Genomic DNA, 24,679 nt, shown 5'->3' with positions numbered 1-24,679 from the left:
ACAAACAAAAAGCCTGAGCTGTGGAACCACACTCAGGCTTATTTTTTATATCTCGTCACTATGCTTAGTAACGATAGCTTAATCGCTATGCTTTATTAGGCCGTTACAGCTTGAGGTTGATACTGATACATCTCACTTTTTAAGCCTTTAGTTAGACTAACGCACATCATCAACAGCACAAAAGCGAATGGTAATGCGGTGGCAACTACTCCAGACTGCAACGCCTGTAGGGCATCTTTACCCCCAACCCATAGCATTACCGCCGCGATTGCGCCGCCAATACAGGTCCAAAACACTCGTTGCGGTACAGGTGCATCAACCTTACCACCTGCGGTGATACTATCGATTACCAACGAGCCTGAATCCGCTGAGGTGACAAAGAAGACCAAGATCAGCACAACAGATAGGATTGATAAAACCGAGCTAAATGGCATAGCATCATATACATAGAACAAGGTTAGAGATATGTCGGTCAATCCATTTGCGCCAAGCAAGCCAATCTTATTTGCAATCTGATCGATAGCGATACCACCAAATACCGACATCCACACTAAGGTTACAGCGGTTGGGATGACAATAACTGCGATCAAAAACTCTCTAACAGTGCGGCCTTTTGAGATCCTTGCGATAAACATACCCACAAATGGTGACCAAGAGATCCACCATGCCCAATAAAAGACGGTCCATCCGTGCATCCAAGTACTATCTTCTCTACCGTGGGGGTTACTTAATGCAATAAAATTGGAGCCATAGCCCTTAATCGTTGCCCACAGCGACGGGAGAACCGTCTGCCAGCCAATATACGTAACGAACACCAATAGCATAAAGGCCGCTACCATATTGATATTACTTAGAATTTTCACACCGCCATTAATGCCACGCATTACTGACAGTGACGCAATGAATGTTACGAACACTATGATGGTAAGCTGGGTACCAATACCACCATCAGCACCAAATACATGATTAAATCCACTGGTCGCTTGTTGTGCACCTAAACCTAAGGATGTTGCAAGCCCAAACAGGGTTGCCAATACCGCGAGGATATCAATACCGTGTCCTAGCCACCCCCAAGCTCTATCCCCCACTATCGGATAGAAGGTTGAGCGAATAGAAAGTGGTAAGCCTTTGTTGTAAGCAAAGAAGGCCAGTGACAAGGCGACAATGGCGTAAATACTCCAGCCATGTAAACCCCAATGAAAGATGGTTGCACCAAGTGCCAGTGATTTTGCCTCTTCGCTATAAGCGGCGACATTGAGTGGCGTCCCCCACCAATCGGTAAAATAAGCGACCGGCTCTGCAACACCCCAAAATAACAGCCCAATCCCCATGCCTGCGGCAAATAGCATCGCTATCCACGATAGCGTACTGTGCTCTGATTTGGCATCAGTCCCACCAATACGAATGCGACCAAAAGGAGACACTATCAATAACAGTGTAAACAACAGGAAAAAGTTGGTTGTCCACATAAAAAAGGAATCAAACACTTCGATGATGCCATTTTTAAGGGTGTTTAGTGAATGGAGAGCGGTTGTAGGACCAACCATTAATAGGCTTAAAAGGGTTACTATGATAAGAACTGCGCTAGTTCCGAATACGGGGTTATGTATGTCAAAGCCCCATTTTTGAATATTATCTTGCCCCACCTCATAGTCAGTGGTCTCTATACTGTATTTTTTATTTTGTTCAGCCATAAATAAATGTATTAGGTTGTGTTTCTAAATCTCTATCAATAGAGAAATACAACAGAACAATCCTCCGTTTAGGTTGCATGCGAAATTGCACGCGCGGATAGTAACACAAATAACACCCACACCTAACCTGGTTAATATTTACATAACCAAAAAATACAAATGCTAACCAGTTATGCATACTTGAAACAATTAACAGTGGAGGGAATAAAATGCATACATAGATTCCAACATTTTATTCTTCAGCTCTCTATAATGATGCGCTGTCATAATGTGAGTAGCTGGAATAACCAATATGAGAAAACCTATCTTGGTTCTTTTACTGGTGCTGTTAACTGGTTGTAGTCATAACCAGTCAAAGTCATTAGGAATGAATACCTCTTACGTCAATGTCTACCCACAATATATGTCTGATCTTGAGCTTTGTGACACCCTATATTTTGGACGCCCTAGTAACCAAACCTTAGTGGCAATTGGCAGTGAGTTTAATCGCAGAAAGTTGTCCAAAAGCTGGTGTTACCGATACGCAAACCAATGGTATTTTACCCGCTTCCTGCATGCATCCAGAATATGGTAATGGGCTGAATCAGATTCACTTCCATATACCTCTCTCCCCAATTCGTCATGCTCTAGATATAAATACAGCTTATATCTGATATGCAGATGAGTTTATAGATCTCCAATTAACAAACTATTACACTTCCTGTTAGTGGGCTTTTGAACAATGAACGATAGGATAAGCAGAAGCACTCTGCAAAGGACTTGCCTCAAACACCTTGTTTAAGGTGTGTGTCCTCATTATTTTATTGGAGTTAAAAGCTCAATGCACAAAATCATCGCTGGCCTTGCCACCGTTTCTATATGTTTGGCATCATCTATCGCGATTGCTGATGACACCACAAACCGCAATCCATCCTCAGCCCAAGATTCAAAAGCTCAGCCAGATATATACGACAACCGCAATAAACACGTTGATGACCCAACGCGTATTGTGACCAAACTCGGTGTCAGTGGTGACTATAACTTTGAATCGGAAAAATTTGGTTATGCGATATCAGGCTCTATTGGCTTGAGTGAGGCACAGAAAATCAATGCTCGTTACCATCCCGACACGCAAGAATGGAGCCTTGGCGGTTCATGGCTGTTTGATGTAGGTATCGTAAACTTCAACTTTGGACGAAGTGAATACGAGGATGGTTCCAACTTTAATAACTACAGTGTCGGCACCTTTGTTCCCCTTTCCGTATTTGGTATAGAGCCTGCTGGGTGGCAGATATTTCCTATGGCTGGTTTTAACTACACCGATGGAGAGCGCCCTCTTAATCCCGGTGAACCCAATTATGACGGAGAAAACCCATATGTATTACATCCAACAGATAGCACCGGTGGTTACCTTGGTTATTTCTCATTAAAGCCCCTCAATGAGCAATTTACTGCCATTACATTCGCCGGAGCTTCTATTGGTTCGGATGACTATTTCGGATATTGGCTAGGTGCTGGTATCGGTTACAAATTCACCAAAAAAGACTCTATTAATCTACTTGGCATCGTTGCTGACAATGATTATGGGGCAGATCAAAAGATAATTTTGTCCTATAGCCATACCTTTGGTGAATAATATTCAAGCTATAATGTGCAATAACATTGGCATACTGGGTTGCTTTTCAACCATTGCGTGCATAAAAAGCTCAATGACTTACATAGAATTTACATTGGCCAGTAAACTTCATGATATTGTAAGCAAATGTTATTTCAATTAGGTTTGAATATGAAAAAGTACAATCTCGTTGCCCTATGTGGCCTTGCTCTACTCTCCTCTTCAGCATTCGCAAGCTCTGATCCTTCAGGCTTTTATCTACTCGGTGGTTTAGGTTCTACTGGTATCGAAGATGGTGGATTTACCGATGATACCGCACAAAGTGGTAACTGGCAGAATCCAGGTACCTATCATGATGCTGAGTTAGAAGGTAAAGGCTCAACACAACTCTATAGTATGGGTTACCAAATCAACCGTATTGTTGGCGTTGAAGCGACCTATATGGACTACGGTAATATCAATGCCAACCTACAAGAGAATAAGCAACATTACTCAAATAAATTATTTGACCCGTATTCATTGTCTGTATCTGCCAACCTAGGCTACACCTTCCATAACGGTCTACGCCCGTTTGCAAAGGTTGGTTTGTCTTATATCAATTTAGGTCAAAAAGATTTAATTGATGGCCCAATAAAAGATTCAGATCAGATAGGCGGTCTTCACTTAGGCGTTGGTGTTGAATACGCTCTGGATCTAGGTGAGAACCACGGTAATCTATTATTTAGAACCGGCCTTGAAGGCGACGTATTCACAGCTGAGATCCAAGATGCGAACTCTAGCTACGCAGTAGATGATGACTATGCATGGTCGATAGCGACGCTTTATGCCGGCGTTGGCTACCGCTTCTAATTAAGCGCTGCACCACTGCAATATCAAAGGGCCGATGAATTTCATCGGCCCTTTTGCATTAACCCTTTTATGTTTCGCTTTCTAAGGTCCGCTTTTTCTCTACCTTGACCGCAGCCACCTTAAACTCTGGGATTTTGGCGTGCGGGTCTTTAGCGGTATTGGTTAATCTATTAACTGGCGACTCAGCAAAGTGGAATGGGATAAATACCACTCCCGCTTGCATTCGCTTGGTCACAAAGGCGGCAATATCGATTTCGCCACGGCGCGTCGATACCGTGAGCATATCACCATTGCCGATACCCAATTGCTCAGCATCCGCAACACTGATCATCGCTCTTGGTCCGGATAGATTATCTAACCCTTTCGTTTTGCGCGTCATAGTCCCGGTATGGAATTGCTCCAATACTCGACCTGTCGTTAGGATCAATGGGTACTCTTCATCTGGCAACTCAGCCGCGTACCGAAAAGGAATCGCCTCCATTTGACCACGACCACGCGTAAACTGGGTCTGATGCATGATACGTGTGCCTTGCTTATTATGTTTGTTACTTGGCCACTGCATACCATGTGCTGGAATCGCTTCCCAACGCAGGCCTGCATATTGTGGCGTAACACGGGTGATCTCATTGGTGATCTCACTGACATCTTGATAGTGCCAGTCGCCCCCCATGGCAATCGCGATATCTTGAATGATAACCCAATCTTCTCGCGCTTCGCCCGGTGGCTTAAGCGCAGGATTAAGCCTCTGAACGCGGCGCTCAGTATTGGTAAAATGGCCCGCTTTTTCAGCAAATGAGCACGATGGTAATACCACATCCGCATACTGGGCTGTTTCAGTTAAGAAGATATCTTGCACCACTAAAAAGTCTAGCGCTTCAAGGCCTTGTAGCACATGTGACTGATCAGGATCGCTAAGGGCTGGGTTTTCACCCATTACATACAACCCTCGAACCTCGCGTTTGCAGGCAGCATCGATGATCTCAGTTAAGGTTAATCCAGCCTCCGTTGGCAAGTCTGGCGCATCCCATTCAATCGAAAATTTTTGATGGATAAGCGGATTGTAAACCTTTTGATAACCAGGGAAGTTATTAGGCAGGGCGCCCATATCACATGCACCTTGCACATTGGACTGTCCCCTTAATGGGTTGATCCCCCCCCCTTCAATACCAATATTGCCACACAATAGTTGCAGGTTGGCAATCGAGCGCACGTTATCATGCCCTGTGGTGTGTTGGGTTATTCCCATTGCATAGTAGACTGCGGTACGTTTCGCGGTGCCTATCATCCGCGCCATCGCGAAGATGTCTTGTGCCTTAATCCCAGTTACCAGCTCAACTTTATCTAGTGCATAACTTGGTGACATGACCTCTTGTAGCAAGGTATCAAAGCCATCCACTCGCTCTTCGATATACGCTGAATCATACCAGCCATTTTTAATAATAAGTTGCATCACGCCGTTGAGTAGCATCACGTCAGTGCCTGGCCGTTGAGCCAAATATAGCTGTGCATGATCGGCAAGGTCGATACGCTTAGGATCGGCCACTATCAATCGTGCCCCGTTATGACGGATCGCTTGTTTAATGTGTGAGGCGATAATGGGATGAGCGGCAGTAGTATCTGAACCAATCACAAAGATCACGTCTGAGTGCTTAATACTTGGGATATCATTCGTCATTGCTCCGCTACCAAGAGAGGCTTCAAGCCCGGTCACAGTTGAGGCATGACATAGGCGAGCACAATGATCGACATTATTAGTACCTAGCTCTTTACGCACAAACTTCTGAAAGACGTAGTTATCCTCATTGGTCGTCTTTGCTGAAGAGAAACCAGCTAAGGCATTGCCGCCATAGCTGTGCTTAATATCTTTAAACTTGCTTGCAACTAGGCTTAATGCTTCATCCCAAGTAGCAGGTTGCAACCAGCCATCTTTGCGAATTAAAGGCGTGGTCAACCTAGCATCACTGCTAATAAAATCAAAACCAAAGCGCCCTTTTACGCATAGCATGCCTTCGTTTACCGGTGAGTCACCACCTTTGATATAGCGGATCTGATTAGCCTGCTCATCAACATGCATGCTTACCTTGCATCCCACACCGCAGTAGGTGCAGATAGTATCGACAACCTTAAGATCTTCAATGCGCCCTTGAGCCCTATCCCGTCCATCCATCATCGCCCCGGTTGGGCATACCTGAACACAAGCTCCGCATTGAACACAGGCAGAATCCCCCATTAAGGTATGATCCGGTCCAAAATTTGGACGACAGTCCGGGCGTGAAGCAGCACGCCCATCACTATCTGTCATAAAGCTCAGTACCCCATGCACCGCTTGCTCGCGGCAGGCTTGTACGCATTGCCCACAACTGATACAACGGTTGGCATCAAACACAATAAATTCAGAGCTATTATCTACCGTAAATTTATGGCGAGTGTCTTGTGAGCGAGCCTGTTGCCAATCTGCGTTTGATTGAATTTCGATAGACGATTCAAACGACTGCTGCGCACCATACTCAGTGGAGTAATCCCTAAGATCACAGCCAGTATTAGCTTGGCAGCCACACTCCAAACAGCGCGCTGCTTCCGCCATAGCCTCATTATTGTCAAACCCAAGTTCGACCTCAGCAAAGCTCTGCTCACGCTGCTCGCTCGTTAGCTCTGGCATAATAGAGCGAGTAAGCTTTTGAATATTTTGGAAGTATTGCGGATCAACCTGCTTTAATGATTTTGCCTTGCGGGCATTAAACGGCGTGGTAGGTATAACCTCCATATCACCATCAAAGAATCGGTCAATAGCGTTGGCAACCACTCGTCCATCGGCAACCGCTTCTACTGCGGTCGCAGGACCACGGCGGAAATCACCAATACTAAATATATTACCTTGCCCAGTATGTAGGGTATGTGGATTAACATCAGCGGTATTCCAGCGCGTAAGCGGAATCGTTAATGGCTCATTGTCCATAAAGCTTAAGTCTGGCTTTTGCGATACTGCGGCAATTACAGTGTCAAAGGCTTGCGTAAAGTATTCACCCGTAGCCTTAGGACTGCGACGCCCTGAAGCATCCGCAGACCCCAACGCCATCTTCTCTAATTTTATTTCAGCAACCCGACCATCTAACCCTGCTATATTTTGCGCAGGATTAGTCAAGAAGTGAAACTTCACTCCTTCGTGTTCTGCTTCTTCAATTTCATAATCTTCAGCCGGCATCTCAGCGCGAGTTCGGCGATAAATAAGAGTGGTATCTGCACCATCTCGCACGGCAGTACGAGCACAATCGATGGCCGTATTTCCGCCGCCAATCACCGCGACTTTTTTACCCGTTAGATACTGTTTATTAGTGACATAGTCTTTTAGGTAGTCGACCCCTAAGTAGCACCCCTCTAGGTCACTTCCTGGGTAATTCATCTCAACAGCTTGTGAGGCGCCAACCGCGAGACAAACCGCATCATATTGCTCACTAATCGTGGATAAGCTGAAGTCTTGTCCTAGTTTTTTATTACATTCAATGTGCATACCATTGCGGCACATCAGTTCAATTTCTTGATCGAGAATGCTTTTAGGCAACCGATATTCAGGGATGCCATAGCGCAGCCAACCACCCGCTTCAGGCATAGATTCAAACACCGTGACCTCATAGCCTTCATTACTAAGATAATAGCCAGCAGTTAATCCTCCAGGACCACCACCAATGACCGCAACACGTTTACCCTTAGGAGATTTCTGCGGCGGAGTATAGGCTTGCTGAGCCTCGAGATCGGCATCGGCTGCATGGCGTTTTAATTGCCTGATCGCAATAGAGTCGTCCACCAGACCGCGACGGCATTCCGTTTCACAAAAAGCAGGACACACCCGTCCAATAGACAGTGGCATAGGTAAGGTGCGTTTAATAACCTCAATGGCCTTTTGATGGTCATTTTGGGCAATATGATAAAGGTACGACTGAATGTCGACCCCCGCAGGGCATGCAGTTTTACACGGGGCTTCACAATCAGCATAGTGATCGCTCATGATGCGGTTTAAGGCGCTTTTGCGGTGGGCAGTTAACGCTTCAGATTGGGTGATAACCTTTAATCCACTATAGACTTTCAGTTCACAAGAGCGTTGTATGCCGCCACTTTCAACTTCCACCACACACAAGTCACACGGGAGCTTTTCATTACTCTTATTTGCACCGCATAGGGATGGAATTTCAACACCACACACTTGTGCAGCTTCAAGTAACGTCAGGTCACTGTTAACTACGCGATACTTTCCATCAATGACAATCTGAACCATTACAACCTCCGGAGCTTTACCTTACCCACGATAATGAACAACAGCTGATAGCGCTGAAATTACCCACATTAAATTCATGGTTTATTTCTGGATATATTACTATGCAGGATGAATATAGGTGTTTTGTAATACAATTAATGTGACTACTAAAGGGGTAGGCAAACACAGATAGTGATATAAATCACAGAGGTATCATTCAAATTTATGGATATATATGTGTAATTTGATAGCCATAAAACAAAGCAAGCTCCCAATTAATGGCTAATTAGGAGCTTGATAATGTGAAAATTGGCTTATTCGCTCTCAACACATTGATAGATTTTACCAATGCTTTGAGGGTTGGTTAACAGTTGGTGGCTAAGCTGTGCTACCTCACCGCGATTAATTGAGCCGTGGACTTCACCTTGTTGGGATAGCACGCCAAGCCCGTTGTGGGCACCATCTTTTAGACCACCCGGTCTTAAGATTGTAAAATCAAGACCACTGGTTTTTAGCCAAGACTCAGCAAGCGACTTCTCTCGCACAGCACGACCAAATACCTGCTTTGCTCTATCAGAAAGGGCGCCCCATGTATCACCGCACCCTAAAGATGTCACCAGTAGAAAGCGTTGTACACCCTTAGCTTCAAGGGCATCAATAAGGTAACGATGCCCAATATAATCCACTGGATTGTCCGATTGAAAGCTGCCCATCGTTGATACAACCCACGCATCGTTAGCTATGCTGTCCACGGTTGTAGCAACTTGTTGCGCATCAGTGGCATCGCAGCTAAAGGTTTGAATGTTAGCTAAGGCTGGGTTATTACTCGGATTTCTGGCAACAGCAATTACCTCCAACCCTTGCGCTAGGAAATATTCCACCATAGCCGCGCCTAAACCACTACTTGCACCCCAAATCACTATTTTTTGCATCAATAAAACCCTTAAATGATAATGATTCTATTTTGCATTAAATATCGGTAACAGCCTTTGACCTATATCTCGATTTTAGATAAATAGCATACGAATATAATCAAATAAGCGTTTGAAGATACCGCCCTGCTCCACATCTTCTAACGCGACTAGCGGCACACTCTTGAGGATCTGGTTCTTAGCATCCAGATAATTTACCATTCCAATATGGTCGCCTTTGGTGATTGGTGCTTTCAGCTTACTAGGTAGATCAACCACAGCTTGTACGTCTTTGGCACCACCTCGGCGAATCGACATATACACATCTTCACTAACCCCGACACTAAGTTGGTCATTCTGCCCCATCCAAATGCGAGTCGAAGCTACTTCTGTATTAGCAGCATGTGGCTTAAGTGTTTCAAAAAACCGGAACCCATAGTTTAGTAATCGCTTACTCTCAGCAGCACGACTATTGGCACTCGATGCCCCCATTACCACTGAAATAAGTCGCATGTCACCCTGAGTTGCAGAGCTGACTAAGCTGTACCCTGCACCTGAGGTATAGCCGGTCTTCATACCATCTACGTTCATGCTTCGATCACGCAATAAGGTATTGCGGTTGTGTTGAGTAATATTGTTATATTTAAATGATGTCTCACTATAGATAGGATAAAGCACAGGTACATCACGAATAAGCGCCTGTCCTAATTTAGCCATATCATAAGGGGTGGTCGCTTGGTTTGGATCATCAAGCCCATGAGCATTAGCAAAATAGGTATTATTGAGCTCTAAACGCCTAGCCCATCCATTCATCAGATCAACAAAGGCGCGCTCAGAGCCTGCAACATGCTCTGCAATTGCAACCGATGCATCGTTTCCAGATTGAACTATCAAGCCTCGTAGCAGGTCACTGAAATTTACATTGCTACCCACTTCAATAAACATCTTGGACGAATCAGGGAAATTTTTTGCCCACGCCTCACGACTAATCGTCACAATATCTTGTTGTGAAATATTGCCACGATTCATCTCTTGTCCAGCTGTATAGCTGGTCATCAGCTTAGTTAAGCTGGCTGGCTTTAGCTGTACATGAGGATTATGCTCGGCAATAACCTCCCCTGAGTTATAGTCCAGTAGCACGTAGCCTTTGGCCGATAGTATTGGTGGGTTCGGGACTGCAATAGGCGATGCCATTACCGAAAATGAAAACAACGCAGATAGTGTAAATGTGAAACCGTTCAGTCTTTTTTTCATAGGATATAGGTACAACTCAAATCGAAGAAATAGGTCTTTTTCAAGGTAATTGGCGAACTTTAGACCCTAATTATTAGATACTAACCCCATTAAAAATTCAGGTTATTAGTAGAGATTATTGAGTTCGCTCATAGTTTGTCTTCTCTAATATGCCTTCTATCTCCGCTACATTTAACCCTTAGAAACACCTTGTTACATAACAGCGAAATATCGCGTAATAATCGGCCGTGGTTGCATACCAATAAACAGGCTGTAGTTTGTCAGCAGACATAAAAAACAAGGTCAATGTTGGCTTTGTTGGCGTGCTGATTAAGGACTAGCGGTTAAGCACATAGCTCTATTATCACTACCAATGGGGATACACAAATACTGTCGATGTCACTTAAAAATTAGGATGCGGTTATGGATATTGATGTCAAATCTATGCCTTTTATGTCTCAAGCTGTTGCTAAACAATTTGTCATACAAAATGAAAATGGTAAGATCAATGGCACTGCGTGCTGATGAGCAACGTAATAACCAAATTTTTAGGCCGTATCCCTGCTAATGTAGGGGTAAACCTGAAGACTTAGCAGGTCCTTGTGTGTTCCTTGCATCACCTGCATCTAATTATATTAATAGCTACACCTTCGCCGTTGATGGCGGTTGGTTAGCTTGCTAACAGACTGGAAGATATATGTTCAATTTCAATAAAGAAATCAAACTAGAAGACCTAGGTGAAGGCGTATCACGCAAAATGATGGCTTACAGCGAAAACATCATGAGCGTTGAGGTTTACTTTGAAGAAGGTGCTATCGGTGCTCTTCATAGTCACCCACACGAGCAAGTAACCTATGTTGTATCAGGTAAATTTGAATTTACTATCGGTGACGAGACTAAAATCGTTTCTGCTGGCGATGCACTATATAAAGAACCAAACATCGTTCACGGTTGCACATGTCTAGAGAAAGGTATGTTGCTTGATAACTTTACGCCTATGCGTAAAGACTTTGTAGAGTAATTAATTTTATTCCACAAAGCCTGCTCTAATTCATTTCATAGAGCGCTTAGCTAAATAAAATAGTGCCAAACCTGTGGGTCACCCTCACAGGTTTGGCTTTTTTGTGTCTATGAGCCATGTTTACTATTAGGCTAAACTTACTCACCGTTATTGGTTCACTCATATAATTGACAGTGCCTTTTAATCGGCTCAAAATCGCCGATTAAATAACCCCATCCACTTTAAAATAGAGGCTCACTTTGAGAAAAAACCAGCCCATACTTGGCGATAAAGGCACCCTTTTCTTCCTTGTGATTATCAGTGCTTTCCCACCACTTACCACCGATCTATACCTGCCTGCATTACCACAGATGGTGGAGGTTTTAGGCACCACACAAGCTATGGTAAACCTAACCTTAAGCGTCTATTTTGTGACCTATGCGATAGGGCTGTTGTTTTGGGGACCACTAAGCGAAAAATTTGGACGCAAACCCATCTTGTTAACTGGGTTAGGCATTTATATGGTAGGGAGCATTTTATGTGCTATTGCATCTAATGTTGAATTTTTAATTGGTGCTCGCGCCTTACAAGCCTTTGGCGGTAGTGCCGTCACCGTAGTTGCCACTGCAATAGTCAAAGACTTATATAGCGGCCGTGAGCGTGAAAAGATCATGGCGACTATCATGTCTTTGGTCATTATTGCTCCTATGGTTGCCCCTGTACTTGGTGCATTTCTATTGAAGATAGCGTCTTGGCACATGATGTTTGTGTTCTTAAGTGTATTTGCCTTAATCGCAACTATCACTGTGTGCTGCTATCGTGAAACCTTAGAGCAGCGCTACCAAGGCTCTATTGCACGCTCATGGGGAAGGCTGGCTACCGTATTCAATAATCCAAGATTTGTTATATTGTTAATTGTTTTCTCATTAACCCCGATGGCGCTAATGGCGTTCTTAGCGGCCGGATCGTATATCTATATCAATGGCTTTGGGCTAACAGAGCAGCAATTTAGCTATGCATTCGCATTTAACGCCCTATTTGCCTCATTTGGTCCAACTATCTATATGCAGGTATCAAAGCGAGTTTCCACCCAGACCATTATTACGGCCTGCTACTTGTTCATTTTCCTATTGGGGATACTCACGGTTACCATAGGTCATACTTCACCATGGATATTTGCCTTCATTGCTGCGCCTCTCACTATGGCGATTATCACCACTCGAATTCCCGGCACCAATTTAATGCTTGATCAACAAGATAAAGACACTGGTTCTGCGGTTGCTATCATACAATTTACCGGCATGATGTCGGGCTCTCTAGGTATGATGCTAGTCTCCATTCGACCGCATGCCTTGATAGCGGATCTCGGTATCATTCAAATCAGCGTTGGCTTAGCCGGTTTAATTCTATGGTTATTGGTAAGAAATCGAGATTTTGTGGTGAATAACCTATTTAACAACCAGAAATGACAACCGACTATATTCAGACTCACCTAAATCACCTTAAAAGCCTTGAGCAGGTATTTGAGTTTCTTGAGGTTGAGTTTGATAGCAAGTTTCTCAATCAGTACCGTGAACCGCTAACCAAGCGGTTCAACGGCTATCTGTTAATAGCCAAACCAGATGATTGGTTTGCAACACGTAGAGCACTTAGAAACGCCTACTGCAAGGTACAAAGAGGACGCCTTGACCCGCATACACGCTCAGCTTGTCGAGGATGCACCTCTTGCCTGCGTCGCTAATTACGCCCCCTTTCATTTAGCAAATGAAACACCTAATGCTCAATAATATCAATTGGTTAAGCATTTGATATTATTAAGGGTAGCTCTAATAGATTGCCCACAGTTAGATTGGGGAAACAGTTCCAATCCATAGAGGTATTAAGCCGATTTCGTTGCACCCATACCGAATTAATCCCGACATTTGTTGCTCCTGTCACATCAAATGAATGGCTAGAGATCAACCAAGCTTGGTTGTTGGCGATAGCCATTTGCTCAATCAAGTGCTGATATACTTTAGAGCTTGGCATCAAACACCCAACATCTTCACAACTGATAACTTTCTGAAAATAATGGGATAACCCTGCTTGCTCTAGCAGCATTCGTAGGTTGCTCTGCTCCCCATTAGAAAAGGCCAGCATATGGATACCAGCTTTAGATAACTGCTCTAGAGCTGGCAGTACGTCAGGAAACGCAGATAAGCTAAGGTATTCTTGCATCAGCATGTTCTTTTGATGAGATGAAAGTGCCATCTGATGTACCTTGCAGGCATACTCCAACGCATCTAAAGCACATTGGGTAAAGGGTTGGTAGTGATCTACCACACCACGGCGATAAGAATACTCTAATTGTTTGTTAAGCCAGGTTTGACTAAAGTGCCACGCTTTATTACCTATCCAGTTCTCAAGCAATTGCGTAACACCCTGCGTGTCAATCAAAGTACCATATACATCAAACGCTAAGGTTTTTGTCATTTTTGCTTCCTTGCAACTATTAGGCACTCGATATGTCACTATTTTGAATACCCCTGTTAACTATTCTAGGAAAAAGATAAGCAAAAGCAATTAGTTACAAGCAGAGTTTACTGCTTGTTCTTGAAATTAAGTGATGATAGCTATCGCTCTAAAGAATAATAGCAAGCCCATGATCTATCTATGACGTTACTCACAACCCTTAAGCATATTCGGTATATTTATTAACAGCCAACTACCAACAGTGGATATAAATTCATATCTAAATAAACAAAAAACCAGGTAAAAAATTACTGGGTATCGACACCGCTCTATTATTCAGATCGTTAACTAACATCACTTAATTTATTCCGCGACTTGCCATCATCTTGAAATAATTATCGCAAAATCATACGCAACCACTTTCACTTAATAGTCATTTTCAGGCGTTATTTACCCCAGAAAACAACATAATACCTCTATAAATCAATAACTTAATACACTTAAAAAATGTAATGGTATTTATTAGATCTAGATCAAATATATAGCAAACAGGTCTTTATGCAGTTAAAAATCCACGTAAGATCAAAATTGTAAGAAAATATTTCAATTTTATAAGAAATACTTTCTCCTAAGAATTAATTAAAGGAAATGGAACGATGTCTAAGGATACATCTAAGTTTAATCGCAGGGACTTTCTCAAGGGTGGTGCTGGCGTTGCTGTAGCTGGTATCAGCTCTGGTTTATTCTCAACTCAAGCTTCAGCGCACAATTTAGAGCATACTATCTCTAAACTTTCTCGACATTCTGCTGATAACGACTTTTGGATGAGAGTAAAAAATCAGTTTTCTCTTAATCGCGATAGTGTCTATATGAACGTAGGTAGCACAGGCTCAATGCCTACCGACGTCATTAAGGCATATGACAAAAATAATAAGATCGTTGCTGAAAATCCATGGGATATGGATGACAAGTTTGGCTCATGGCCTTACATGAATGGTATGGTTGCCGATATTGCTGCTGGATTTGGCGCAAACGAGGATGAGTTAGTACTGAGCCGTAATACCACAGATGGTATGGCGACCATTCTCAATGGGTTAGACTTTAAACAAGGTGATGTGATCATCACAACCCACCACGAACATATCGGTGCCACTTCTTCTCTACACGTAGTTAAAGAGCGTTTTGGGGTTGAGGTTTATGAAGTCGAAATCCCTGTGTATACCGGAGAAAAAGATCTGACCCAATCAGATTATATTCGCGCATTCCGTAAAGCGATTAGACAATTTGGTGATCGCGTTCGCCTAGTTGCTTTCTCACATATCCCATACAAAACAGGTACAGCGCTACCCGCTAAAGAGATCTGCCGACTCGCTCGTCGTCATCGTATCCCTACCTTAATTGATGGTGCGCATGGTATCGGCATGCTAGACCTTGACTTCCATGATCTCGATTGCGATTTCTATGCCGGTTCAGGGCATAAATGGCAGTGTGGTGCTGGCGCAACTGGCATTCTATATATCAAAGATAACGCCACTCGACTTGAAGAGTTTTGGCCAGATGACCGTAAGCCTTTATACTTTATCAACTCATCTTTAGCTGCCAGTGCTGATACCTTAGGTGCCAGACTTGCGGCGCAGTATGTTGGTAATGACAACTACCCTGCAAAACAAGCGTTAACCGACTCTTGTAAAATGTGGGATAGTATTGGCCGTGCTCGTATTCAGGAGCGCGTGCTAGATCTTAGTAGTTTGTGTAAAGAACAGCTGGCTCGTAAAATACCACAAGGCACTCTTTTCACTTCTCCACGTCGTGAATTATCAAGTGGCTTAACCACCTTTAATCCATTTAGTAATTGGAGCGATGAAGATCGCTTAAATGAGTTCCGTGACCGTCTGCGTGAAGATTACGGCTATATCATCCGTACTACGGAGTTCTTGATGCATAAGGATTCAACTGAGAAAACTTACGTGCTACGTATCTCTACTCATTTATTCCATGATGAAAACGATGTGAAGGGCTTAGTTAAGGCAATGGCACACCTTACTCGCCATATGGCTTAACTAAAGACACTCGTCAGCACATAGCTGGCGAGTGCTTCAATACTGTGACGACAGAAATATGAACAGAAAATTCAAAACCCTATTCAGCCTTATTTGTTGGCTGACAATTGCCTTAGTTATTGGCATTAAACCTGCTTTTTCTCGAGACCTTGAGCAAATAAAAAAAGCCGGTGTTCTTCGTCATATTGGCATCCCTTATGCCAACTTTGTAAATTATATTAACAAGGACGAACTCAACTCAGTACATGGCTTAGATGTTGAGATGATGCAAGGATTTGCAAAATATTTAGGTGTTGATTACCAATTTGTTCCAAGTACTTGGGGCACAGCCTTTGGTCAACTAACTGGCCGAGAAGCGGTTTTTAAACATAACGCCATCCAGTATGGTGATAATGTAGCAATAACCGGGGATATCATCTCCAATGGCGCCACTATACTACCTTGGCGAAAGCAGTTAGTTGACTTCTCAGACGACTACTTTCCATCTGCGGTATGGTTGGTTGCTCGCTCAGACTCAAGCCTAACTCCAATTAAGCCCAGCGGTTCAATTGAGCAAGATATTAAACAGGTTAAGGCGATGATGCGTGGGCACGACGTATTAGCTATGGAGCAAACTTGCCTCGACCCACATCTGTATCAGCTGCATAAAACAGGAGCTAACATAATCCTTCCTGAGCATGCGCGTAAGCTTAATGAAATGGTACCGGCAATCCTAAATCACGATGCTGAAAGTACACTACTTGATGTGCCTGACACCTTGATAGCACTAGAGAAATGGCCTGGTGAGATCAAAGTAATTGGACCGGTTTCAAGCCCACAACGTATGGCTGCTGGGTTTCGTAAAGACTCACCAAAACTGCGTGAAGCCTTTAATCAGTATCTAAAACAGATAAAGAAAGACGGTACGTATAACCACCTAGTTGAAAAATATTACCCATCCGTGTTCTATTTTTACGGTGACTACTTTGCAACACCAGAGCAGTAATTAAATGACCCGCAAGCTAAGCTTTAGTAATAAAAATGCGATTATAATTGGTGGCTTCCTTTTGGGAGCCTACCTGTTGTTGATGATTACGGTCACCAACGCAGGTCAAAACCGATTAAAAGAGTCTCAATCTAATGAGCTTAGCTTAAAGGTTAATAGTTATTCAGAATCCCTTACTTATCTTTTTAGCTCTTTAAAGAAGGATATCAAAGAGGCGGAGCACCATAAGAGTACCTTTACATTCTTTGCTAACTTAGCCTCTGGAATGTCAATGGAGTATGGCCTTGGAGCGAGCCTATTCCAATTAAAACAAAACCTTGTTAGCCATACCAAACCAGACCTTAAGCAACAAACCCAGCCCTACTTTAATCGGTTGCTTATGGTGGGGGTTAACGCCAAGGTTAACGCCAAGGTTATCGCGGATTCTAATCCTAAGTTACCTTTTGATACCGGCTCTATTCCATTTAAAAAGCTCTCTCAATCCACACCAACGATAGATGCCACCTTTAAAGGTAATCTTCTGATTATCAGGGTAATACAGCCGGTTTATTATAACGGCGATTTAGTTGCGGCTATCGTAGGGTACGTCAATGATGACATTCTCACTCGCCTGCTAACTAACCAAGAAAGCGTAAATCGAGCCAGTCGCTTAGACCTTGCTACAAATGATGGGGTATACCCCATTTGGAACACCTTAGATACAGATACAACCGATGCCTATGAGCATATTTCGTATAGTACCCTCTCGTTTGAGCAAAAGGTAAAGGGCACGCCATTTTATCTTCATGCATGGTTCGAGCCCCTTTCTGAGCAACAAATTATTACCTCTACTTGGTTTACGATCGCACTCTCTTTCCTTGCTGTGCCGGTTATCTTCGGTCTTTATTATGCGCTTAAGATCAACAATGCGAACATTGTATTGATTACAAAATTCGCTGAAACGAGCAAGAAAAGAGCCCTGCTAACTGAACAAAATAGCCGTCTCAAGACAGAGATTGAACGCAGGCGTTTATCAGAGCAAGAGCTCGCCTATCAAGCCACCCATGACTCTTTAACTGGGCTCGCTAACCGAAAGTCTGGGGATGAAAAGCTTCGTCAAGCTATCATCAACGCTGAGCGAAGTAATCAAAACGTCCTGATACTGTTTATTGACCTTGATAATTTTAAACAGATAAACGATACCCTAGGTCATAGCGCTGGGGATAAACTCCTACAACAGGTATCACAGCGTCTAAAAAGTGCAGTACGTAAAACCGACGTAGTGGCTCGTATTGGCGGCGATGAGTTTCTGATGGTTATCCCTAACCTGCAGTCACAAGACAACGCCAAGCTGATTGCCTCTAACCTGATGACAGTGTTTGAGAAGCCCTTTTATCTCGATAAAACTGAGTTCTTTGCGTCCTCTAGCATCGGCATGGCCATCTACCCTCAAGACGGTCAAACAACCGAAGATCTTCTTGCTCGCGCAGATATTGCTATGTATCGAGTAAAAGAGTGTGGGCGGAATGGATTTAGCTTCTACGATTCAAGCATGAACCAGGATGTGCAGCGCAATATTGATATCGATGCTAGGTTACGCAAAGCACTGTCGTTTAATGAGTTTGAGGTTTATTATCAACCGATTATCGACCTTAAAAAAGGTCAGATTGTTGGGGCTGAAGCACTATTACGCTGGACAGATAATAAGCTCGGGTTTATTTCCCCTGCTGAGTTTATTCCTATTGCTGAAAAGAATGGTCTGATTAATCAATTGGGTGAGTTTGCACTCATGACAGCTTGTACCCAAATGGCACAGTGGCAGAAGATTCGACCTTTATTGGTTGCAGTTAATGTTTCTAGTGTTCAATTTAGGCAGCACACCAGCCTACTTGAATTGATTAAGCGGGCCCTTAAAACCTCACAATTACCCGCTAACTTGCTGGATATAGAGATCACCGAAAGCCTACTTATTAATCACAATGACGATACACTGAGTCTGCTTAATCAGCTAAAAGAAATGGGTGTCCAACTCTCAATTGATGATTTTGGTACCGGTTATTCAGCCCTGAGTTATCTACAAAAATTCCCCTTCAATAAGCTTAAGATTGACCGCTCATTCCTACAAGATATGGAATCTACCCTCCCTTCTCGAGAATTAATTAACGCCATCATAGCTATGGCTGATGCATTAAATTTGAAGGTTGTTGCTGAGGGGGTAGAAACCCAATGGGATATGCATTATTTACAGAGTAAGAACTGTAGCTTTGCGCAAGGTTTCTATTTTAGCAAGCCAATCCCTGCCCAGCAGTTTGAAGAGCTATTACATAAACACTCGGTTGATCCGGAGCTATTTATCTAACATTACGCCCTGTACTTGCTTCTACGCTTAAATTACATATACTGTATAGATATACAGGTATTAAGCTATGAAAAATATTCTCGATTTACTAAAGCACAAGCAGTTGATCTGGCAAGGCTCAGAGCAAGGCTATGAGCAATCCCTACAGCCCTCTTATTTTGCTGAGTGGGATAAAAAACTTAACGGTTTACCACAATCCGGATTAATAGAGGTGCAATCCACCTCTGGTATTGGCGAGTTTCGCCTGCTCACTCCTATGCTCAAAAATAGTACTCAGCAGCGCTTAATTGTGTTAATAAATCCACCCGCAAGACCTAGCGCACACTATTTTCAATGCGAAAGTATCGACACCAATAATGTATTAGTTATTGACTCAACAGCACACATCTTATGGGCCGCTGAACAGTGCCTAAAGAGTGGGTGTTGCGCCTACGTATGCCTCTGGCACCCACAACTTGAGGTGCACCAAGCTAGGCGATTACAGGTTGCCGCAGAGCAAGGGCAAGCCTTGAGCGTGCATTTTAATCTCGATAAGCACAATCATATGTCTCTACCTTTACCTTTGAGTGTCTCATTAACCCCGAATGAAAATGGCTTAGAGGTTACCGTAAATAAGCGCAAAGGTGGCTGGCATCCAAGTGCATTTCAGGTCAATTTTCAGCATTACTGGCCTGAACTGTGTACCAATAAGCCCAATAATCAAGTCATTCCTTTTCCTTTGCATAAGCAGAAACAAGCATGAACCTTTGGCTCTATTTACACTTTCCCAGCCTGCAACTAGATAGCTTGTTCATCGAGCAGCAAGATGCTCAGCAGATTGACGCCCCTATTTGTGTGATTGATAAGCACAAGGTCATACAAGTAAATGATGCGGCTAAACAGGCAGGGATCCAACTTGGTATGGGGCTTGCTAGTGCCGCTTCCCTATCTTCTGAACTACAAGTACTGCCCTATAACCCACAATCAGAGCAACAACGGCTTCAACAAGTTGCGCAATGGCTTTACTTATATACCTCGGATATCACTCTGTTTTCAGATCAAGGACTGCTCTTAAAGGTCAGCGATATGCTCACTTTATATAGAGACCTAGACAACTATTGGAAGCTTGTATCTGAGCATTTAGATAAACTGCAACTTAGCTACCATTTTGCTACCGCATACTCCCCCTTGGCAGCCAAGTTATTAGCCGAGGCACACACTGATTGTATCGATGAAGACCACGATAACATCAAGCAACAGCTATTTAGCCAACCGTTACAAGCAACGGAGTTAAGCCAACATAACCTTGAAAAATTATCTCGACTCGGGATCCATAGCCTTGAGCAACTCCTAGCGCTTAACATGACAGATATTGCTCGACGCTTCGATATTCAAGTTGTGAATTATGTCGGGCGTTTATTGGGGCAATTCAAGCACCCAGTTCAGTTTTATCATCCTCCGGGCCACTTTTCCCAACACCTTGTTTTGCTTTATGAAATCACTCATATCGACTGGATACAAAAACCGTTAGTACAGCTATTACAACAACTTGAGCAGTTCCTAAAGCAACGCGATCATATAGCCTATGAGATAAAATTAACCTTAGAGCAAAGGGATAAAAATCAGCAGATTATCCATTTCTACTCCGCGGTTGGTGATTACCTGTGTGCAAAATGGCAACAACTCATAAAACTCAGCTTAGAGTCTATAACTTTAGATGCCCCGGTGATTGCATTAGAGCTAAGTGTTGTTCGCATGGAAGAGATACCCGCAACTCACTGTGATTTATTTGATAAACATAAACAGGCTATTTCTCCTTTAGACCTGATCTCTCAATTACAAGCCAAGTTAGGGCAAAAAACATTACATGGCATCGAGGCTACCTCAGACCCAAGACCGGAATATAGCACCCGTTATATTGAGCCTCTAACACCCTCTAAGGGAGCAGTAAATGCCAAACCAAGCTTACTTAGACCGAGCTTTATCTATCCCTCCCCCCAGCCGCTTAAACAGCGAGTCACCATCTTACAAGGGCCAGAGCGAATCAATAGTGGATGGTGGGACGGCAACAGTATCAAGCGTGATTATTTTATTGCTCGAGATGAGCAAGGGCGTTGGGTGTGGCTTTTTCGAAATCCACATCAAGAGTGGTTTATTCACGGGCTGTTTAGTTAAGGTTAGTCGCCTTAGCAAATAGCCCCAACTAACATTCAGATATCCGAATTATGCATGCATCATCTTTAAAATATGCGGAACTGTTCTGTCAGAGCAATTTTTCGTTTCTCACCGGAGCCTCTCACCCTGAAGAATTAGTTATGCAGGCGGATTTCTTAGGCTATTCTGCAATCGCCATCACCGATGAGTGCTCATTAGCAGGCGTAGTGCGTGCTCACACCGCCATCAAAAACAACCAATTAAATATCAAGCAGCTAGTCGGTAGTATGTTTTGGCTAGATCAAGAGTGTCAGTTTATTTTACTGTGCCCAAACTCTGCCGCCTATACCGAGCTGGCGCGTATTATTAGTAACGCCCGCCGCCGCAGTGAAAAGGGTCAATATCATCTTTCACAATGGGATTTATTATCTATCCAACACTGCTTGGTGATCTATATACCGCAGCATCACGACTGCGATAAAAAATGGCTCATCTGGTTAGCTAAACATCATGCTAATCGAGTTTGGATAGGAGCGCAAAGACACCTAACTGGCACCGATAAACATTATATTCGCCACTGTGAATCCTTAGCGGATACTTATCAAATTCCTATCGTCGCTTGTGGTGGTGTATTAATGCACAATGCTACTCGTTTAGCCCTGCAACACACCTTAACGGCGATAAAGCAAGGTACAAGAGTTGAAGATGTACGTGAGCACCTACTTACCAATGCAGAGCGATCATTACGTAGTAAAGATAAGCTCAACAAGCTATATCCATCACAATGGCTCGTTGAGAGTCATTATATCGCTGAGCGTTGTCACTTTGACCTAGCCAGCCTTGGATACCAGTATCCAGCAGAAATAGTGCCGCAGCCTCTCACCCCAAACCAATACCTAAGACAGCTTGTTGAACAAGGAAAGCAAACTCGGTTTCCTAATGGTGTTCCACAAGCAGTACAACAAATCATAGAGAAGGAACTGACATTAATTGAACAGCTCAATTACGCACACTTCTTTTTGACCATTCATGATGTAGTGATGTTTGCCAAAGATAAAGGCATTCTTTATCAAGGCCGAGGATCTGCGGCTAATTCAGTCGTATGTTACTGCTTAGAAATAACCTCTGTCGACCCTAGGCAGATCTCGGTTCTATTTGAACGCTTTATCAGTAAAGAGCGCAATGAACCGCCAGATATTGATGTGGATTTTGAGCACCATAGACGCGAAGAGGTTATTCAGTACATCTATCACAAATATGGTCGTGAGCGAGCAGCTCTGGCCGCTACCGTGATCCGTTATCGCCTTAAAAGCGCAATTCGAGAAGTCGGAAAGGCACTCGCTATCGATGAAACGCAGCTCGATTTTTTTATCAAGAATATTAATCGCAGAGACAAGGGGCTGAATTGGCAAGCTCAGATTATGGAGCTAGGCCTTAAGCCGGACTCACTCAAGGGCAAACACTTTATTGCACTAGTCAATGAAATCATCGGCTTTCCTCGTCACCTGTCACAACATGTGGGGGGATTTGTTATCTCTGCCGGCCCGTTATATGAATTAGTACCAGTAGAGAATGCCTCTATGCCTGAACGTACTATTATTCAATGGGATAAAGACGACTTAGAAAGCCTAGGCTTACTAAAGGTTGATGTATTGGCTCTTGGAATGCTCAGCGCTATTCGACGCTGCTTTCAGCTTATAGCTCAGCACCATCAGCGCCATCTTAGTATCGCTGACATTACGCGCATGCAAGATGATCCAAAGGTATATGGCATGCTACAAAAAGCAGACACGGTGGGGGTATTCCAGATCGAGTCTCGAGCACAGATGAGCATGCTACCAAGATTAAAACCTCGCTGCTATTACGATTTAGTGATTCAGATAGCGATAGTTAGGCCTGGCCCAATACAAGGCGATATGGTTCATCCCTACCTAAAAAGACGCGATGGCATTGAAAATATCACCTATCCTTCCGCAGAGGTTAAGGATGTTTTGAGCCGCACTCTAGGGGTGCCTATCTTTCAAGAGCAGGTTATAAAATTAGCCATGGTCGCGGCAGGGTTCAGCGGTGGAGAAGCCGACCAACTGCGCCGTGCGATGGCTGCATGGAAAAAAAATGGCGACTTAATTCGTTTTAGGGATAAGCTTGTATCTGGAATGCTAGAGCGAGGCTATTCTCTGGAATTTGCCGAACGTATCTTCCAACAAATCTGTGGCTTTGGTGAATATGGCTTCCCTGAAAGCCACTCGGCCTCATTTGCAGTACTCGCCTATTGCTCAGCATGGCTGAAGTATTATTACCCTGCGGAATTTTATACCGCACTGTTAAATAGCTTACCTATGGGGTTTTACTCGGCCTCGCAACTTATTCAGGATGCTAAAAGGCACCAAGTTATAGTGCACCCTATCTGTATCAATGCCTCTCAAGATGAGCACTGCATCATCAAGGTGCAAGGTCAGCACCACATTCAACTTGGTTTAACAATGATTCGAGGCTTATCGACATTAACTCGTCAGCAACTACTAAGCTCAAGGCCACCGCAAGGGTTTCGGCACATACAGCAACTTAAAACCCTTGGTATCAGCAAGCAGCAACTACAACTACTGGCATCTGCAAACGCGCTACATTCGTTAAGTGGCAATCGCTATGTAACCCGTTGGCAGTTAATGGACTCAGCTACTGAACTGCCATTATTTAAGGACGTTATACACAGCCCTGATGCGGAAGGATCACAGAACTATCCCTTTACCGTCAATGCATATGATGAACTAATTGAAGATTACACCTCTACAGGGGTATCGCTATCGCAACATCCCATTACCTTGCTTGATAGCCAAAATAAATTAGGCCGCTTTACACGCCAGAATCAACTACAGACCTTAAGCCAGCATAGTATGGTAACCGTTGTTGGGTTAGTAACAGGTAGACAGTCCCCTGCAACTGCTGCAGGGGTCACTTTCTTCACCCTTGAAGACGATACTGGCAATATTAATGTGGTGGTATGGCAAGCTACTGCCCGAATGCAAAAACAAGCCTATCTCACATCAAAGGTATTGAAAGTAAAAGGAATTATAGAAAAGGAGGGAGATGTAATACATATTATTGCAGGTAAATTAATTGACCTTAGTGAGGCGTTTACAACACTCTCTAGTCAGTCTAGAGATTTTCATTAAAATAAATAA

General features: G+C 43.5%; 17 protein-coding genes and 1 pseudogene. 13 read left to right on the top strand and 5 right to left on the bottom strand.

Going from position 1 to position 24,679, the window contains the following annotated elements:
• Positions 1 to 95: 95 nt before the first annotated feature.
• Positions 96 to 1,694, bottom strand: coding sequence for a BCCT family transporter (locus OCU28_RS03390; RefSeq protein WP_261816941.1), 1,599 nt, complete (start codon positions 1,692 to 1,694; stop codon positions 96 to 98).
• Between the two features lie 292 nt (positions 1,695 to 1,986).
• On the opposite strand from OCU28_RS03390, the gene OCU28_RS03385 reads away from it, so the two are divergent.
• The 3 genes from OCU28_RS03385 (at position 1,987) to OCU28_RS03375 (ending at position 4,137) form a co-directional block, all read left to right on the top strand.
• Positions 1,987 to 2,268, top strand: a complete 282-nt coding sequence (locus tag OCU28_RS03385; protein ID WP_261816940.1) for a hypothetical protein — start codon at positions 1,987 to 1,989, stop codon at positions 2,266 to 2,268.
• A 246-nt stretch (positions 2,269 to 2,514) separates the two neighbouring features.
• Positions 2,515 to 3,309, top strand: a complete 795-nt coding sequence (locus OCU28_RS03380) for a hypothetical protein (RefSeq protein ID WP_261816939.1) — start codon at positions 2,515 to 2,517, stop codon at positions 3,307 to 3,309.
• A 150-nt stretch (positions 3,310 to 3,459) separates the two neighbouring features.
• Positions 3,460 to 4,137 carry an outer membrane protein gene (locus OCU28_RS03375; protein WP_261816938.1) on the top strand — a complete coding sequence of 226 codons (678 nt, stop codon included), beginning with the start codon at positions 3,460 to 3,462 and terminating at the stop codon, positions 4,135 to 4,137.
• A 67-nt stretch (positions 4,138 to 4,204) separates the two neighbouring features.
• Here the strand turns inward: OCU28_RS03375 and fdhF are convergent, their stop codons facing one another.
• The 3 genes from fdhF to OCU28_RS03360 all read right to left on the bottom strand — a co-directional run bounded on the left by fdhF (position 4,205) and on the right by OCU28_RS03360 (position 10,551).
• Complete coding sequence (fdhF, locus tag OCU28_RS03370; RefSeq protein ID WP_261816937.1) at positions 4,205 to 8,407, bottom strand: formate dehydrogenase subunit alpha; 4,203 nt, start codon at positions 8,405 to 8,407, stop codon at positions 4,205 to 4,207.
• Positions 8,408 to 8,700: 293 nt separating this feature from the next.
• A complete protein-coding gene (locus OCU28_RS03365) occupies positions 8,701 to 9,318 on the bottom strand; it encodes an SDR family NAD(P)-dependent oxidoreductase (RefSeq protein ID WP_261816936.1) in 618 nt (205 codons plus the stop codon).
• A gap of 75 nt (positions 9,319 to 9,393) precedes the next feature.
• Positions 9,394 to 10,551: a D-alanyl-D-alanine carboxypeptidase family protein gene (locus OCU28_RS03360; RefSeq protein ID WP_261816935.1), complete on the bottom strand. Its 1,158-nt coding sequence runs from the start codon at positions 10,549 to 10,551 to the stop codon at positions 9,394 to 9,396.
• A 393-nt stretch (positions 10,552 to 10,944) separates the two neighbouring features.
• On the opposite strand from OCU28_RS03360, the pseudogene OCU28_RS03355 reads away from it, so the two are divergent.
• From OCU28_RS03355 to OCU28_RS03340, 4 genes and pseudogenes are all read left to right on the top strand, one after another.
• Positions 10,945 to 11,212 (top strand): annotated as a pseudogene (locus OCU28_RS03355) (SDR family oxidoreductase); the annotation flags it as partial.
• A 15-nt stretch (positions 11,213 to 11,227) separates the two neighbouring features.
• The gene (locus tag OCU28_RS03350) at positions 11,228 to 11,551 is read left to right on the top strand and encodes a cupin domain-containing protein (protein ID WP_261816934.1); all 324 of its coding nucleotides are present in this window, start codon (positions 11,228 to 11,230) and stop codon (positions 11,549 to 11,551) included.
• Between the two features lie 239 nt (positions 11,552 to 11,790).
• Entirely contained in the window at positions 11,791 to 12,999 is a 1,209-nt protein-coding gene (locus OCU28_RS03345; RefSeq protein ID WP_261816933.1) for a multidrug effflux MFS transporter, read from the top strand.
• Complete coding sequence (locus OCU28_RS03340) at positions 12,996 to 13,271, top strand: nitrogenase-stabilizing/protective protein NifW (RefSeq protein ID WP_261816932.1); 276 nt, start codon at positions 12,996 to 12,998, stop codon at positions 13,269 to 13,271. Before OCU28_RS03345 ends, OCU28_RS03340 begins: the two co-directional genes overlap by 4 nt.
• A 56-nt stretch (positions 13,272 to 13,327) precedes the next feature.
• Here the strand turns inward: OCU28_RS03340 and OCU28_RS03335 are convergent, their stop codons facing one another.
• Positions 13,328 to 14,002, bottom strand: coding sequence for a haloacid dehalogenase type II (locus OCU28_RS03335; protein ID WP_261816931.1), 675 nt, complete (start codon positions 14,000 to 14,002; stop codon positions 13,328 to 13,330).
• Between the two features lie 635 nt (positions 14,003 to 14,637).
• Between OCU28_RS03335 and OCU28_RS03330 the strand changes: the two genes are divergently transcribed.
• The 6 genes from OCU28_RS03330 to OCU28_RS03305 all read left to right on the top strand — a co-directional run bounded on the left by OCU28_RS03330 (position 14,638) and on the right by OCU28_RS03305 (position 24,670).
• A complete protein-coding gene (locus tag OCU28_RS03330) occupies positions 14,638 to 16,041 on the top strand; it encodes an aminotransferase class V-fold PLP-dependent enzyme (protein ID WP_261816930.1) in 1,404 nt (467 codons plus the stop codon).
• Positions 16,042 to 16,099: 58 nt separating this feature from the next.
• Complete coding sequence (locus OCU28_RS03325) at positions 16,100 to 17,026, top strand: transporter substrate-binding domain-containing protein (protein WP_261816929.1); 927 nt, start codon at positions 16,100 to 16,102, stop codon at positions 17,024 to 17,026.
• Between the two features lie 4 nt (positions 17,027 to 17,030).
• Positions 17,031 to 19,364 (top strand): putative bifunctional diguanylate cyclase/phosphodiesterase, encoded by a 2,334-nt coding sequence (locus OCU28_RS03320; protein WP_261816928.1) that lies wholly within the window; start codon positions 17,031 to 17,033, stop codon positions 19,362 to 19,364.
• Between the two features lie 67 nt (positions 19,365 to 19,431).
• Positions 19,432 to 20,106 carry a translesion DNA synthesis-associated protein ImuA gene (gene imuA / locus OCU28_RS03315; RefSeq protein WP_261816927.1) on the top strand — a complete coding sequence of 225 codons (675 nt, stop codon included), beginning with the start codon at positions 19,432 to 19,434 and terminating at the stop codon, positions 20,104 to 20,106.
• Complete coding sequence (locus tag OCU28_RS03310) at positions 20,103 to 21,518, top strand: Y-family DNA polymerase (RefSeq protein ID WP_261816926.1); 1,416 nt, start codon at positions 20,103 to 20,105, stop codon at positions 21,516 to 21,518. Before imuA ends, OCU28_RS03310 begins: the two co-directional genes overlap by 4 nt.
• Positions 21,519 to 21,568: 50 nt before the next feature.
• The gene (locus tag OCU28_RS03305; protein WP_261816925.1) at positions 21,569 to 24,670 is read left to right on the top strand and encodes an error-prone DNA polymerase; all 3,102 of its coding nucleotides are present in this window, start codon (positions 21,569 to 21,571) and stop codon (positions 24,668 to 24,670) included.
• The last annotated feature ends 9 nt before the right edge of the window (positions 24,671 to 24,679 follow it).

The organism is Vibrio gallicus (assembly GCF_024346875.1).
Lineage (GTDB): Bacteria > Pseudomonadota > Gammaproteobacteria > Enterobacterales > Vibrionaceae > Vibrio > Vibrio gallicus.
The sequence above is the reverse complement of the archived record's forward strand: the minus strand, read 5'-3'. Positions and strand labels throughout refer to the sequence as shown.

Excerpts from the sequence above, each read along its gene's own strand:
- OCU28_RS03390 (WP_261816941.1), bottom strand. The coding sequence starts at position 1,694 with ATGGCTGAACAAAATAAAAAATACAGTATAGAGACCACTGACTATGAG.
- OCU28_RS03385 (WP_261816940.1), top strand. The coding sequence starts at position 1,987 with ATGAGAAAACCTATCTTGGTTCTTTTACTGGTGCTGTTAACTGGTTGT.
- OCU28_RS03380 (WP_261816939.1), top strand. The coding sequence starts at position 2,515 with ATGCACAAAATCATCGCTGGCCTTGCCACCGTTTCTATATGTTTGGCA.
- OCU28_RS03375 (WP_261816938.1), top strand. The coding sequence starts at position 3,460 with ATGAAAAAGTACAATCTCGTTGCCCTATGTGGCCTTGCTCTACTCTCC.
- fdhF (WP_261816937.1), bottom strand. The coding sequence starts at position 8,407 with ATGGTTCAGATTGTCATTGATGGAAAGTATCGCGTAGTTAACAGTGAC.
- OCU28_RS03365 (WP_261816936.1), bottom strand. The coding sequence starts at position 9,318 with ATGCAAAAAATAGTGATTTGGGGTGCAAGTAGTGGTTTAGGCGCGGCT.
- OCU28_RS03360 (WP_261816935.1), bottom strand. The coding sequence starts at position 10,551 with ATGAAAAAAAGACTGAACGGTTTCACATTTACACTATCTGCGTTGTTT.
- OCU28_RS03350 (WP_261816934.1), top strand. The coding sequence starts at position 11,228 with ATGTTCAATTTCAATAAAGAAATCAAACTAGAAGACCTAGGTGAAGGC.
- OCU28_RS03340 (WP_261816932.1), top strand. The coding sequence starts at position 12,996 with ATGACAACCGACTATATTCAGACTCACCTAAATCACCTTAAAAGCCTT.
- OCU28_RS03335 (WP_261816931.1), bottom strand. The coding sequence starts at position 14,002 with ATGACAAAAACCTTAGCGTTTGATGTATATGGTACTTTGATTGACACG.
- OCU28_RS03330 (WP_261816930.1), top strand. The coding sequence starts at position 14,638 with ATGTCTAAGGATACATCTAAGTTTAATCGCAGGGACTTTCTCAAGGGT.
- OCU28_RS03325 (WP_261816929.1), top strand. The coding sequence starts at position 16,100 with ATGAACAGAAAATTCAAAACCCTATTCAGCCTTATTTGTTGGCTGACA.
- OCU28_RS03320 (WP_261816928.1), top strand. The coding sequence starts at position 17,031 with ATGACCCGCAAGCTAAGCTTTAGTAATAAAAATGCGATTATAATTGGT.
- imuA (WP_261816927.1), top strand. The coding sequence starts at position 19,432 with ATGAAAAATATTCTCGATTTACTAAAGCACAAGCAGTTGATCTGGCAA.
- OCU28_RS03310 (WP_261816926.1), top strand. The coding sequence starts at position 20,103 with ATGAACCTTTGGCTCTATTTACACTTTCCCAGCCTGCAACTAGATAGC.
- OCU28_RS03305 (WP_261816925.1), top strand. The coding sequence starts at position 21,569 with ATGCATGCATCATCTTTAAAATATGCGGAACTGTTCTGTCAGAGCAAT.